This window comes from Agrilactobacillus composti DSM 18527 = JCM 14202, from assembly GCF_001436375.1.
Taxonomy (GTDB): Bacteria; Bacillota; Bacilli; order Lactobacillales; family Lactobacillaceae; genus Agrilactobacillus; species Agrilactobacillus composti.
This window is the reverse complement of the sequence record NZ_AZGA01000012.1, coordinates 26,169-39,571: the sequence shown is the minus strand read 5'-3', so window position 1 is coordinate 39,571 and position 13,403 is coordinate 26,169. Positions and strand designations below refer to the sequence as shown.

Annotated in this window: 15 protein-coding genes; 10 read left to right on the top strand and 5 right to left on the bottom strand. The window is 42.2% G+C overall.

Annotated elements, in window-relative coordinates:
- Window positions 1-169: 169 nt before the first annotated feature.
- The 4 genes from FC83_RS03850 to FC83_RS03835 form a co-directional block, all read right to left on the bottom strand.
- Window positions 170-1,321, bottom strand: coding sequence for a site-specific integrase (locus FC83_RS03850; protein WP_035454855.1), 1,152 nt, complete (start codon window positions 1,319-1,321; stop codon window positions 170-172).
- 176 nt (window positions 1,322-1,497) lie between these two features.
- Window positions 1,498-2,175 (bottom strand): hypothetical protein, encoded by a 678-nt coding sequence (locus FC83_RS03845; RefSeq protein ID WP_035454854.1) that lies wholly within the window; start codon window positions 2,173-2,175, stop codon window positions 1,498-1,500.
- A 92-nt stretch (window positions 2,176-2,267) separates the two neighbouring features.
- Entirely contained in the window at window positions 2,268-2,690 is a 423-nt protein-coding gene (locus FC83_RS03840; RefSeq protein WP_052004907.1) for a hypothetical protein, read from the bottom strand.
- Window positions 2,674-3,000: a helix-turn-helix domain-containing protein gene (locus tag FC83_RS03835; protein ID WP_035454852.1), complete on the bottom strand. Its 327-nt coding sequence runs from the start codon at window positions 2,998-3,000 to the stop codon at window positions 2,674-2,676. The genes FC83_RS03840 and FC83_RS03835 overlap by 17 nt, the downstream gene beginning before the upstream one ends.
- 256 nt (window positions 3,001-3,256) lie before the next feature.
- On the opposite strand from FC83_RS03835, the gene FC83_RS03830 reads away from it, so the two are divergent.
- The 9 genes from FC83_RS03830 (at window position 3,257) to FC83_RS03795 (ending at window position 10,478) form a co-directional block, all read left to right on the top strand.
- Window positions 3,257-3,463 carry a helix-turn-helix domain-containing protein gene (locus tag FC83_RS03830; protein WP_035454849.1) on the top strand — a complete coding sequence of 69 codons (207 nt, stop codon included), beginning with the start codon at window positions 3,257-3,259 and terminating at the stop codon, window positions 3,461-3,463.
- 12 nt (window positions 3,464-3,475) lie between these two features.
- A complete protein-coding gene (locus tag FC83_RS17015) occupies window positions 3,476-3,619 on the top strand; it encodes a hypothetical protein (RefSeq protein ID WP_156405561.1) in 144 nt (47 codons plus the stop codon).
- 523 nt (window positions 3,620-4,142) lie between these two features.
- Window positions 4,143-4,409: a helix-turn-helix domain-containing protein gene (locus tag FC83_RS03825; RefSeq protein WP_035454846.1), complete on the top strand. Its 267-nt coding sequence runs from the start codon at window positions 4,143-4,145 to the stop codon at window positions 4,407-4,409.
- 281 nt (window positions 4,410-4,690) lie between these two features.
- The gene (locus FC83_RS03820) at window positions 4,691-5,998 is read left to right on the top strand and encodes an ATP-binding protein (RefSeq protein ID WP_057002412.1); all 1,308 of its coding nucleotides are present in this window, start codon (window positions 4,691-4,693) and stop codon (window positions 5,996-5,998) included.
- On the top strand, window positions 5,999-7,120 hold the full coding sequence (locus FC83_RS03815; RefSeq protein ID WP_035454844.1) for an ATP-binding protein: 1,122 nt from the start codon (window positions 5,999-6,001) through the stop codon (window positions 7,118-7,120).
- A gap of 11 nt (window positions 7,121-7,131) precedes the next feature.
- A complete protein-coding gene (locus FC83_RS03810; protein WP_035454841.1) occupies window positions 7,132-7,707 on the top strand; it encodes a hypothetical protein in 576 nt (191 codons plus the stop codon).
- A gap of 12 nt (window positions 7,708-7,719) precedes the next feature.
- Window positions 7,720-8,160 (top strand): hypothetical protein, encoded by a 441-nt coding sequence (locus tag FC83_RS03805; RefSeq protein WP_035454838.1) that lies wholly within the window; start codon window positions 7,720-7,722, stop codon window positions 8,158-8,160.
- Window positions 8,154-8,894 carry a hypothetical protein gene (locus FC83_RS03800; RefSeq protein WP_035454835.1) on the top strand — a complete coding sequence of 247 codons (741 nt, stop codon included), beginning with the start codon at window positions 8,154-8,156 and terminating at the stop codon, window positions 8,892-8,894. Before FC83_RS03805 ends, FC83_RS03800 begins: the two co-directional genes overlap by 7 nt.
- A 9-nt stretch (window positions 8,895-8,903) precedes the next feature.
- Window positions 8,904-10,478, top strand: a complete 1,575-nt coding sequence (locus FC83_RS03795; protein WP_035454832.1) for a DEAD/DEAH box helicase — start codon at window positions 8,904-8,906, stop codon at window positions 10,476-10,478.
- A gap of 196 nt (window positions 10,479-10,674) precedes the next feature.
- Here the strand turns inward: FC83_RS03795 and FC83_RS17010 are convergent, their stop codons facing one another.
- Window positions 10,675-10,926 (bottom strand): hypothetical protein, encoded by a 252-nt coding sequence (locus tag FC83_RS17010; RefSeq protein WP_152537772.1) that lies wholly within the window; start codon window positions 10,924-10,926, stop codon window positions 10,675-10,677.
- Window positions 10,927-10,999: 73 nt separating this feature from the next.
- Here FC83_RS17010 and FC83_RS03785 point away from each other — a divergent pair, with 73 nt between their 5' ends.
- Entirely contained in the window at window positions 11,000-13,240 is a 2,241-nt protein-coding gene (locus tag FC83_RS03785; RefSeq protein ID WP_035454827.1) for an AAA family ATPase, read from the top strand.
- The last annotated feature ends 163 nt before the right edge of the window (window positions 13,241-13,403 follow it).

Sequence of the window (13,403 nt, the reverse complement as noted above, 5' to 3'; positions counted from 1 at the left end):
GAACTATTTGGAACGCCTGAATTTATAAATTGGGTAAGTAGGGCTTAACGCCTACTTCACAAAGTGCTATTTAAATGTGCTGTTACTGGGTTTGATATTGTGAAAACTTGCAACCCACTCCGAACCTACTCCGCTTTATTATTTTGCTGTCGAGCTAAGGAGTGCGTACTTAAAAATTGACATATTTAGAAAATTTATCCGCGATCTCGCTTTTTTGTTTATTCGTGACCGCTGTATAAATATCCATTGTTGTTTGAAAGTTTCGGTGACCTAGTTGGGCCTGGACTTCCTTGATGGATAGACCACTTTCAAAGGCGAGGGTGGCGTAGGTGTGCCTAAAGCCGTGAATGGTGATATGCTTAAGATCATACTTATCAATTGTGTGTTCCAACCAGACCCGGGGTTTACTGGGTTGGAGCATCTCGTTATATTGATTGGTAAAGACCAGCTGACCCGCGCCAAGAGTATTGATGCCATAACTAAGAAAAGTCTGGCGCTGAGTCAGCCGCCACTGCTTGAGGACCTCTAGCGTTTTTTCATCCACATGTATGACGCGAATACTATTATACGTCTTAGGCGAATTGATTAACAGTCTTGCATTTTTTCCTCTAGTCTGGGTCTTATTAATAGCAATAGTTTTATCATTAAAGCTGATATCTTGCCATGTCAAGGCCAGGGCTTCACCTTTGCGAGCACCGGTAAAAGCTAGGAACCGAAAGAATACATAGGCTTTCAAGTTGTCCTCATCGTACAAGCAAGAAAATAATTTTTTTAGCTCATCAAGATCATAGTAATTATCTGCCATGCTGGTAACTGGGCGATTTTTATTCTGGGGCTTGATGACTTTTTTAGTTGGGTCGGTCTCCACTAAGTCCATCCGAATCGCGTACTGGAAGACCCGTGAGACGTTATTAAAGAAAACTTTATACTTGGTTAGCCCTTGCTTGAACCAGCCATTAATGGCGTTTTGGCAGTCTACCGGGGTTATCTTGGCCAGCTGTTTATCTCCAAAAAGCGGTAAGATGTGCAGCCGAAAGATATCCTGGGTTTTGACCCAGGTAGACTCTTTGACCGTATTTTGATACTGCTCAAACCAAGAGTCATAAACCTGTTCAAAGGTGAGCTGAGTGGGTCTGACATAGTTTGGGGATGCAATTTTAGTTTCAAGTTCCCGGGCGGCAATGGACGCTTCCTTTTTGGTGCGGAAGCCCTGGCGAGTAAGGCGCTGTTCTTTGTTAGTAACGGGATCCTGACCACCGAAGACACGCACCCGGTAACGGACTTCACCATTTTTATTTTTGTACTGTTTGATAGATGCCATTTGTTTTTCCTCCACAAGGTCTGGCTGGACTTGTAGGAATAGGGTTGATGGCTTTACATCACCTCCTTAAAAGTGTTACAGATTACTGAATCTATTTGATGTTGTAAGTTTGTTCTCCAGTTTTTGCACCGCCAACGCCCTTGTTGGCAATTAAGTAATCGGTTTCATTTATCTGGTTATTTCCATTTGAATTCATTCATTGCAAATGCTTTCGAGTGACCAATTCTATCATTTCCATAATGTATATTTAGGTAAATAAAATCTGTGCCGGGGACTGATATATCCATGAGTGCCAGTTCACCCTTTGCGAAAGTTTGAATGTAGTTAGCCACAATTTTCTTATCTGAGTTACCTAAGTTGATGAATGCTTCGTTCACATAGGCAACCAGACCTGTATTTCTATCAGCAATAATCTTATCAGTATACAAGGACCAGTTAAATTCTTCCTTACCTTGGTTAGCAAAATTTTTATCTTCTTCAAGTGAGTTAGACATGTTCGAGTTATATGTGGATCGTTGTTCATCGGTTAATGTATCAATGATATGATTATCATTTGGTTCTTCAGATGATGAATCTTTATTTGATTTTGAATCAGTTGCATTCTTCCCGACTGAATTAGATGAACTAGAAGGTGTTTCTTCATTTTTAGAAGATACACTGGTATCACTCGAAGCATTATTATTTGTTGGCGTCGTTGACAGGCCAACCCAACCCCCAAGACTTATGATGGCAACTCCTAAAGAAATATAAGCATATTTGTTGCTAATTATTGTGGATTTTCCTTCGCGTTTGGCATTGAGCCACAGTAAAAAGATAATTACACTTATCACAAGTAAAACTAAGAAAATGTACATTTCGTCTCCTCCATATGGTAAAATATTATTGTTCAGTATTTCCCAAGTGGAGGTACCTATCCTCTCTCTGTTTGCCGCAGATTGGGGATTTTTTATTCACCCAAGTAATTCCGGGTGACTTCAATTACATATTTCCACAAGCGTTCAGGAATGGCTAATTGCTCAACGACGGTGTTAAAATCAATGTTATCCATGTCTGGGCATTCATAATAGCGGTTATAATACATGGGCAGTAATATCTCAAGGCCACGGACATCAGCAGCTACTTCGATTTTAATATGGGAAGTAGGGGATGCAAAGTATAATACTCCTTCATCCTTATTTCTCATGTGGCCAATTTCATGCGAAATTACCCGTGGCAATTCTGCTTGTCTGTACCAATTCATGTTGATGATAATCATGTTCTGCTCGTGATCCGCCAGTGAGGGAGTTTTTGATTTTAGTTCTCTGGTGAGCATAAAATTAATGCCATGATCAAAGGCATAGTTCAAAAGGTCATTAATGAGATCGTTCATCCTTAGCACCCCGCAAAAGCCGTTTAATAATTTCGAGATCTTCATCAGGTATGGGTCTGCCTTCAAAGGTCATAAGTACATCATCATCGTCAATATCTACTTTCTTTGGCTTTTCATTTTTCTCTAGGCCCAATAAATCGTCAACAGTGACATCTAAGACTTTAGCGACTTTTTGTAGATTCTCAGTGGTAGGTGTTTTTGTACCCCAACGGTAAATACTGTTTTTGCCGATACCAGCTTTCTCAGCAACTGTTTGTAGTGACCAGCCCTTTTCTTTTGAAATTTTTTTAATTCGATCTAATGTTGTCATATCAACACCTCAAGGAATATCAATGACGTTAATTTATCACAAATGGTATATTTTTGTTGACAATTTACCACAAGTGGTAGATAATAACATCATCAAGTAATTAAGCAATAAAAAACAAGCCTACTCATATCGTTGCTTTGGCGAGGAACAGTTAGGAGTAGTAATGTTAAATGCTTATTTTCGTATGCCCTAATTTTATCACATGTGGTAGAAAAAAAGCAACAACTTGATGAATAAATAACTAAGGAGGGTAAAAATGACTGAGGAAAAATTAACTGAAACTGCTAATGCAATCACGTCACAAATCAAGATTGCGCTGTTCAAGAAAAACATGAAACAAACTGAATTAGCGCAATTGATTGATGAGAATCCACAACAGATCAGCCGAGCAATTCATGGCGACATGCAGCCTAAGTCAATTGAAATTCGACGGAAAATTTATCGCGTACTGGACATTGCCTAAGGAGGCAACGAAATGACAATTAAAGATGACAACCTAAATCCTGCAAAAGAAATTGCACAATTCATCATTGATTTAATTCAAGATTCTGACATTGAAAAAAGCCCAGAAATGGTGGCAGCCATCGCTGAACTCTTTACGGCAATCAGAGAGCGTTAAGAGTAACAAAATGAAATTAGGGGAAATGTCATTGACGAAAAACTAAGTAATAGGCAATTCGTTTAGTGATATTCCATGCTTGCTCTGGATTCTGAAGTATTAAATCAATGATTCTTCCTATTAAGACATCTCCAATTATCCCGACGACGTGACCTTTAATTTTTGCAGATGTGGAAAAATTTTTAGAAAGAGTTGATGCTATATCGCTTACTTGTTTCGACAATTCTTGTTGTTTGCCGTTATGTACATTGTCATCTTGGGGAGCTTGGCTTTCATAAAAAGCTTTTTTAGAGGTTTGTACATCGTGATCGGCGATATCTTCAGACTTATTAGATTCATTTTCAAAATTATCAGAGTAATTAGGGAACGAATTAAGAAAGGCTAATGTGTCTTCTAAAAACTTAGGGTTTTCAGCAACTTTAGGAATAATGCCTGAGCGTAATTAAAAGGCTGATTCATTCGCTTATCTGTCCTTTCATTTGAAATTTAGTTACAAGAATTATACCAAAAGGAGGAGTTGAAAATGAAGGTAGAACTTAACTTGCCAGATGACTTCAAGGCAGAACTTGCTGAGCTGATCACGCAAGCCCTGGATAAGAACCTTCCTAAGCAAGAACCCGAACTAGAAGGATTTGTGAAGTTGGGGCGTGCCGCTAACTATGCGGATATCTCAAGAACGACCCTAGATAATTGGCTCAAGGCGTCATATATCAAGCAGTATCAAATTGGCGGCAATCAACTTATCAGCAAAAAAGAACTGAATGATTTTATCAAGCAACACTCAATTTAAAAATAAAAATGGTCTGGCTGGCTATGGGAGAGTGGAATTAATGGATCTAAGTTTTTGGATTTTGGTAGGCATTGCAGTCTATCAACTTTGGAAACATCGCTACGAGTTATTTTTCGATGAAACGTTCGAGGACAAAGAGGAGGAAAAGCATCATGAGATTAACCATTGATATTAATCCATATGAATTCAAGCAGAGGTTTTTCTTTAGAAATTGGTACTTGGTACAAGGCAGACTTAAGAGAAAATGACTGGTATCCAGAAAGAAACAATGGGGTGAAATGATGTCAATGAAGATCAATAAGTTTGAAATTGAAAATGTGAAGCGGGTCAAAGCCGTTAAAGTTGAGCCGTCTGATAAAGGGTTGACCATCATTGGTGGCAACAACAATCAAGGCAAGACTTCAGTGCTGGATTCGATTGCTTGGGCCTTGGGTGGCAATCGCTACCGGCCTAGTGACCCTAATCGTAAGGGTTCTGTGACGCCACCTAATATTCACTTAACTTTGAATAATGGCCTGGTCGTGGAACGTAAAGGTAAGAACAGCACGCTAAAAGTGATTGACCCTAATGGGCAAAAGGCCGGGCAAGACTTGTTGAATAGTTTTGTGGAAGAACTGGCTATTGATCTGCCCAAGTTTATGGAATCCAGCAGTAAAGAGAAGGCTAATACACTGCTCCAAATCATTGGTATTGGCAGTCAATTGGTCGAATTAGAACAAAAAGAAAATGAAGTCTATGGCAAACGGCACACGATTGGACAAATTGCCGACCAAAAGAAGAAATTTGCCAAGGAGCAAGTCTTTTATCCAGACGCTCCAAAGGAATTGGTGTCGGCTTCAACATTGATTCAAAAACAACAAGAGATTTTGGCCCGTAATGGTGAGAATCAGCGTAAGCGGGAACAGCTCAAACAACTTGAAGTTAGGTCACAACAAGAATTGGACCAATTGACGTTGTTAGAGAAACAGTTAGCTGATTTGAAGGTTATCCATGAAAAAACCGTTTCAGATGTGACTATCGCTAAGAAGTCCGCGCTAGAGTTACGGGACGAATCAACTGATGAACTGGAAAAGAATATTGAATCAGTGGATGAGATCAATCGCAAAGTCCGGGCCAACTTAGATAAGGATAAGGCCGAGACTGATGCCAGCGAATATATCAAGCAGTATGAAGCTTTGAGTACGGAGTTGGAAGATACCCGGGAAGCTAAGTCTAAGCTATTGGATAATGCGGATTTACCGTTACCAGAGCTGTCGGTAGTCGATGGTGAGTTAACTTACAAAGGGCAAAAATGGGATAACATGTCTAGTTCTGACCAACTTAAAGTCTCCACAGCTATCGTTCGTAAATTGAAACCAGATTGTGGTTTTGTGCTGATCGACAAGCTGGAGCAAATGGATTTGGACTCGTTGAAAGAATTCGGTCAATGGTTGGAACAAGAAGACCTGCAGGCCATTGCCACTAGAGTCAGCACGGGTGATGAATGCTCCATCATCATTGAAGATGGCTATAGCCATGCCAATGGGGATGATCAAGTTAAAGCTGAACTACCTGCAGCACAACTAAGTTGGAAGGAAGGGGAATTTTAATTGAATATTACAAGAGGTATTATTCCAAAGGCTAAAAAGGTCGTTATTTACGGCCCGGAAGGTATCGGGAAATCCACGCTGGCTGCCAAGTTTCCAGAACCTCTATTTTCTGACACCGAAGATAGCACTACATCTATGGATGTGGCCAGATTTGATAAGCCAACAAGCTGGACCATGTTGTTTCAACAAGCAGACTATGTTATCGCTAATCATCCATGCAAGACCTATGTGATTGACACTGCCGATTGGGCCGAAAAGTTAGCTAAAGATTATGTAATCGGTAAAGGCAACAATATTCACTCAATCGAAGATTTTGGATACGGCAAGGGCTATACCATGCTGGCTGAAGAATGGGGCCGGCTATTGAATAAGTTGAGTGATGTAGCTGACCAAGGCATCAATGTGGTGGTCACAGCCCATGCCATGATGCGTAAATTTGAACAGCCGGATGAATTGGGTGCTTATGATCGTTGGGAATTAAAACTGGAGAAAAAGACGGCCCCAATGACTAAGGAATGGGCCGACATGGTACTGTTTGCCAACTATAAGACGCTGGTAGTCAATGTGGATGGTCAAGGGGCTTCTAAGGGTAAGAATAAGGCCCAGGGCGGTAAGCGGGTGATTTATACTCAGCATCATCCAAGTTGGGACGCTAAGAATCGGTATAATCTTCCTGAAGAAATCGAGATGGATTACAACGAGATTAAGGCCATTATCGAATCAAACCAGCCAGCTTCTACACCTCAACCGCAGCCAACGCCTGCACCTGTGACGACCCCACCAGTGGCCGAGGCTCAACCGGAAGCACCAAAGGAAGACCCATTCAAGGATAAGCAGATTGAAGGTGAAATCAAAGTGACGGATGATGATATGCCTTTTGACATGACTGATGACAAACAGCCTCAAAATCCGCAAGTCCAACCAGAAAATATCCCTAAGCCACTACAAGATTTGATGGCAGCCAATGGTGTCAGTGCTGAAGAGATCATGACTGCTGTGAACCAAAAGGGTTATTACCCGGCCGGAACGCCTATCAGTAACTATGACCCAGCCTTTATTCAAGGCGTGCTGGTAGGTGCCTGGGAACAAGTTTTTGAAATGATCAAAGCTAATCGACAATAGGAGGAATCACATTGAATAATCAAGGACAACAAGAACACGAATTAGGTTGGGATGACACGATCGAAAATGATGGTGGCTTTACCCTTATCCCTGAAGGCGACTATCCATTTACAGTCACAAGCATGGAACGGGGCCGATATACGCCAGGTCCTAACAGCAAGTTACCAGCCTGCAACATGGCAAAACTGGACTTAACAGTTCAAACACCTGCTGGGGAAAAAGCCGTCATCAAGCATAACTTGTATCTGCACACCCAGACCGAAGGGTTATTGTCTCAATTCTTTATTGGTATTGGTCAAAAGAAAAAAGGTGAACCGCTACGAATGAATTGGACCAAAGTTGCCGGTGCCACAGGTATCGCCCATATTATCGTCAATGAATATACCAATAATCAGGGGAAGGAACGCACGAATAATCAAGTAGATTATTTTGTGGATCGGCGTGAAATAAACACAACAGCACCGGCATCAACACCAGCTCCAACGCCTGCGCCTGCAGCAACACAACAACCTCAACAAACCACCCAGCCATTCCCAACTCAAAATCCAACACAACAGCCAACAGGCTTCACACCTGGCGCATTTTAGGAGGTGGCCAACATGGAGAGACCAGAAATCAAATTACCCATTGGAGAACTAGCCAATGGTGGTGTTCAAGAAAAACTCGATATGGAATTGAAAAAGATATTCCATAATATCGCCGACCCTAACACGGAAGCCAAGACAGCACGTAAGGTCCAGATCACTCTGGAATTCAAGCCAGATGACGAGCGCCAAAGGGTGGACTTAAAGAGTTCCTTTAAAACCACGCTGGCCCCAGTCAAAGATGTCTCTACTTTAGTTTTGACCGAAGAAATGGATGGCAAAGTTTACGCTGCCGAATTGAAATCCGACGTAAAGGGTCAAACTTACTTTGATGCCGATGATTCAAAGCTCAAGACGGATACTGGCGAACCAATTGAAGAAGTCGAGCAAGAAGCGAAACCTAAAAGCGATGTTGTGATCGGCCTCCAAAAGAAGAAAGGATTATTTAAATGTTAAAAGAATTTGCCCAATATTTAGCTGCTCAAAATATTAAACCTGAGGACCGTATTCAAACGATTGCTGATGAAGTTTTTGTGATTGATGCCAATGGTGAACCTCATAAAGTCACACCGCGCTTGCCTTTAGCTAAAGAGTCATTGATAGTTCATACGTTGACCAGTGTGGTGGATTATCTGTTGCATGCTAATGACCGTGTGTTTGCAAATAAATTGATTCTACAGATTCGGGATCCTTACAGCATTAAACTCACATCAGCATTACAGCCTGACGGATCCCGGGAGGATCTACTGGTTGCCAAAGCGTTAACGCCACAAATTGATTTTGACTATTTCATGGATATCGAAGAGCTGAATATTGCGCTGCAAGCTAAATTCGTGCCAACAGATGACTCGAAGACGATTCTAAAAGTCATTGGCAATATTAAAGAGGAAAATGTGCATAGCACTGGCGATGATGGTGTATCTCAAGTTGTGACTGCCAAAACTGGTGTGGCAACTGTAAGCAATATCAAAGTGCCAAATCCAGTGGTGTTAGCGCCATTTCGAACTTTCAGTGAAGTACAACAGCCAGAAAGTGCCTTTGTATTCCGGATGAAAGATGGGCCACGAGGTGCGTTGTTTGAAGCGGATGGTGGGGCTTGGCGATTGAAGGCTATTCAGAACATCAAAGCTTATCTAGAAAAAGAATTGGCTGAGATGATCAAGGCTGACAAATTAGCTATTATTGCATAGGAGGTCACTATGGAACTGAGACCATATCAACAAGAAGCACGAGTTGCAATTGAAGATGAATGGTCAAGTGGTGTGAAGCGAACGCTTTTGGTTTTGCCAACCGGAACAGGAAAGACAATTGTGTTTGCCAAAGTAATTGAAGATGCAGTACGTAAGGGCGAGCGGGTGCTCGTCCTTGCTCATAGGGGGGAGCTTTTGGACCAGGCCGCTGATAAGTTGCAGACGGCTACAGGTCTGAAGACTGCCACGGAAAAGGCTGAAGAAACGAGCTTGAATTCCTTCTACCGCGTTGTTGTTGGGTCAATTCAGACTTTGCAACGCGAGAAGCGGCTGCATCAATTCTCTAAGGATTACTTTGACACCATCGTGGTGGACGAGGCCCATCATGCCATTTCACCTGGCTACCAAAAAGTGTTGCAATATTTTGACCAGGCACAAGTATTGGGCGTGACTGCGACACCAGATCGTGGTGACATGCGCAACCTGGGAAGCTACTTTGAAAGCTTGGCTTATCAATATTCATTACCAGAGGCGATCAAGTCTGGGTATTTAACACCAATCAAAGCATTGACCATCCCTTTGAAACTGGACTTATCACAAGTGTCTATGCAGGCTGGTGACTTCAAGACCAAAGATTTAGGTACTGCGTTAGATCCATACCTGGAACAAATTGCCACGGAAATGGAAAAAGTCTGCAAAACACGCAAGACCGTTATCTTTCTGCCATTGGTCAAGACTAGCAAAAAGTTTCAAGAGATTCTGAATAACCATGGCTTTAAGGCGGCCGAAGTCAATGGTGAGAGTGATGACCGGGAGGAAGTCCTGCAGGATTTTGAAGCTGGTGAATATAACGTCCTTTGTAACTCCATGCTGTTAACGGAAGGCTGGGACTGCCCCAGTGTAGATTGCATTATTGTTTTACGACCCACTAAAGTCAGAGGTTTGTATTCTCAAATGGTGGGACGTGGTACCCGACTGGCGCCCAATAAAAAAGAATTACTGTTGTTAGATTTCCTATGGCTCACAGAACGTCATGAATTGGTACATCCGGCTAACTTGATCACTGAAAGTGATGATGTGGCTAAAAAGATGACCGAGAACATTAATGAAGCTGATGGGCCGGTGGATATTGAAGAAGCTGAAGTTCAAGCCACTGAAGATGTGGTGGCTGAACGTGAAGAGGCATTGGCTAAGAAATTGGCTGAAATGAAGCGTCGTAAGAGGAAGCTAGTGGATCCGTTGCAATTTGAAATGTCTATCCAGGCCGAAGACTTAACGAATTATGTGCCAGCGTTTGGCTGGGAAATGAGTCCGGCCACAGACAAGCAGCAAAAGTCTTTAGAGAAGCTTGGTATTTTACCTGATGAAATCGACAACGCCGGCAAAGCCAATTTAATCTTGGACAGACTAAATAAGCGCCGTGATGCAGGGCTTACGACGCCTAAGCAGATTCGTTTTCTCGAACAGCGTGGCTTTCAACACGTGGGAACCTGGCAATTTGAAGTTGCACGCAAAATGATTGACCGCATTGCTGCTAATGGGTGGCGAATACCTAATGGTGTAGATCCTAAGACCTATGTTTAATGGTGGTCAAAATCTATTTAAGGACAGGAGATATAGAATGGATAAAGATATTTTGAGCTTACAGACAGATTCAATTATTTATGAAGAATTAGCATTTTTTAGCAAGGTACTACTTTTATTCAATGGGACTGACTCTTTAACCAAAGATGAAATTGAAGATGCAGTCGATTTTTATAAACATAAGGCGGAGGTCTTGCTAAAGGAAACGCCCGATAAGAACACCGACGATTCCGCCGAGAAGTAAATTAGCAGCCCAGAATAAGACTTTATAAACTGGTTGCTCATCATCAAACTTTTTAACAGCGATGGAAGTAATTCGAGGACTAGACCCATCTGTCTTATCATAAAAGCTTTCACAAGCATAATGAATAATAAGATGCTTTTCTGGATTGTTTTCAATTCCTTGTAAAGTTTTAATAGCTTTGCTGTGATCTTTATATCTAGACAATTTGCTACCCCTTTTAAATTTAATAATAGTTAATTTTACCATAGTCAAATTAAAGGAAAGTTGTGATTTCATTGTGACGGAAACAAAATTGAATTTAACTGAACTATTGGATTACGTAGATCCAGCTATGCTGAGTTACCAGGAATGGGTCGATGTAGGTATGGCTTTGAAACAAGAAGGCTATACCGCAAGTGACTGGGATGCCTGGAGCCAACAAGATTCTGGACGTTACCATCCTGGCGAAACCTGGAAGAAATGGGAAACCTTCAACGGGACAGGTAATCCCGTGACCGGGGCAACTATCACCCAAATGGCCAAAGAACATGGCTGGACCCCAGGCGTGAATTCCCATGAATTGGATTGGAATGACACCATTGATAAAGACGACTTGCGGATCATTGACAATAATTGGCTAGAGGGCCGAGAAATCGAGCCACCGAAGGATTGGGACCCGGCCAAAGAGATAACGACTTATTTATCCACGTTATTTGATTCAACGGATTATGTTGGCTATGTAATGCAATCTTACTACAACGAAGAAAACAAGCGTTACTTGCCTAAGAAGGGCAACTACGACCGGACTGCCGGCGAGTTGATTCAGTTATTGAATCAGGTCAAAGACGGCGACATTGGTTCTGTTTTAGGTGATTATTCCAAAGAAGGTGGTGCCTGGATTCGTTTCAATCCCTTAGACGGCAAGGGTATCAAAAATGATGATGTGACTGAATATAAGTATGCCTTAGTTGAATCTGACAGTGTGGACTTAGAACATCAAAATGCCATCTTGCATGAGTTGGAATTGCCCATCGCCTGCTTGGTCTATTCGGGGCATAAATCCATTCATGCCATCGTCAAGATTGAAGCCGATGACTATGACGAATACCGCAAACGTGTAGATTATCTTTATGATGTCTGCAAACGAAACGGCTTTAGCATTGATATTCAGAATCGCAATCCATCCAGATTGAGCCGGATGCCTGGCATAGTCCGTGGAGATACCAAGCAGTTCTTGATGGCAACTAATATTGGTAAAACAAATTGGGCCGAGTGGCACGAATGGATTGAAGGTGTCAATGACGATTTACCTGATCCAGAACCCTTAACCGATACCTGGGATAATATGCCGGAACTAGCTCCTCCATTAATTGAAGGGATTTTGCGCCAAGGCCACAAGATGTTGCTGGCTGGGCCCAGTAAAGCTGGGAAGTCATTTGCTTTGATAGAGTTAACGATTGCCATTGCTGAAGGCAGAGAGTGGCTGATCTGGCCTTGTGCTCAGGGCAAAGTATTATATGTGAACTTGGAGTTAGACCGGGCCAGTGCGCTGCATAGATTCAAAGATGTTTATGGTGCCCTAGGTTATCCACCGAATTCGATTGGCAATATTGATATCTGGAACTTGCGGGGCAAGTCGGTCCCCATGGATAAGCTGGCGCCTAAGTTGATTCGTCGGGCCCAGAAAAAAGATTATATCGCAGTTATCATTGATCCTATCTATAAAGTGCTGACTGGGGATGAAAACAGTGCCGACCAGATGGCCTACTTCACCAATCAATTTGATAAGGTGGCCACTGAAATGGGCTGTGCTGTGATTTACTGTCATCACCATTCCAAGGGGAGCCAAGGCGGCAAGAAATCCATGGACCGGGCCAGTGGGTCTGGCGTATTTGCCCGAGACCCAGACGCTTTGATGGACCTAGTAGAACTAGATTTGAGCGACGAGCTTATGAAACAACAACTTGATCGGGCCATATGTAATACCTATCTGAAAGAGATTAAGCAATTTAACCCTAAGTATGTTAGCGACGAAATTTCACAAGACGACCAATTGAGTCGTTCTGTGATGGAAGGTCATGCCAAGAATGCCATTCCATTGGATAAACGTCCAGAAGTTGAGGCAGCTATCAAGGATGTTAAAGATGCAGTTCGCAATTATACCGGCTGGCGTATTGATGGTACCTTGCGGGAATTTCCAAAGTTCCCTGCGATCAATATCTGGTTCAAGTATCCCGTCCATCAAGTCGATAAAGATGGTGTGCTAAAGGATTCAGAGCCCGATGGAGAACAACAACCTTGGCAAAAGAACTTCACTAAAAAGAAGACACCTGCCGAACGAAAAGAAGAACGTAAAAAAGCTCTAGATACCGCCTATGAGGCATTGGGGCTAGAAGATACCGTTACCGTTGATGATCTCGCTGAATATATGGGCATTTCTGATAAGACGGTCAAGCGCCGGATCAAAGAGCATGGCGGATTTGCAATCGATGGTGGAACTATCTACAAGAAAAAAACGGGTAAACCAACTAGTCAATAAAATGTTTACTGGACATTTACCGAGTTTGTCTCTGAAAAATCCTTCTCATAATTGGACAAAGTCGAAGACAAACACCGAGTTTGTCTGTCCATTCCTCAAAAGTATCCGTGACCAAAAAGACAAAAGTCTCGACTTTGTCTGTCCAGATTAGATAATTATGAGA

Coding starts and splice junctions, on each gene's coding strand:
- FC83_RS03850 (WP_035454855.1), bottom strand. CDS start 1,321: ATGGCATCTATCAAACAGTACAAAAATAAAAATGGTGAAGTCCGTTAC.
- FC83_RS03845 (WP_035454854.1), bottom strand. CDS start 2,175: ATGTACATTTTCTTAGTTTTACTTGTGATAAGTGTAATTATCTTTTTA.
- FC83_RS03840 (WP_052004907.1), bottom strand. CDS start 2,690: ATGAACGATCTCATTAATGACCTTTTGAACTATGCCTTTGATCATGGC.
- FC83_RS03835 (WP_035454852.1), bottom strand. CDS start 3,000: ATGACAACATTAGATCGAATTAAAAAAATTTCAAAAGAAAAGGGCTGG.
- FC83_RS03830 (WP_035454849.1), top strand. CDS start 3,257: ATGACTGAGGAAAAATTAACTGAAACTGCTAATGCAATCACGTCACAA.
- FC83_RS17015 (WP_156405561.1), top strand. CDS start 3,476: ATGACAATTAAAGATGACAACCTAAATCCTGCAAAAGAAATTGCACAA.
- FC83_RS03825 (WP_035454846.1), top strand. CDS start 4,143: ATGAAGGTAGAACTTAACTTGCCAGATGACTTCAAGGCAGAACTTGCT.
- FC83_RS03820 (WP_057002412.1), top strand. CDS start 4,691: ATGTCAATGAAGATCAATAAGTTTGAAATTGAAAATGTGAAGCGGGTC.
- FC83_RS03805 (WP_035454838.1), top strand. CDS start 7,720: ATGGAGAGACCAGAAATCAAATTACCCATTGGAGAACTAGCCAATGGT.
- FC83_RS03800 (WP_035454835.1), top strand. CDS start 8,154: ATGTTAAAAGAATTTGCCCAATATTTAGCTGCTCAAAATATTAAACCT.
- FC83_RS03795 (WP_035454832.1), top strand. CDS start 8,904: ATGGAACTGAGACCATATCAACAAGAAGCACGAGTTGCAATTGAAGAT.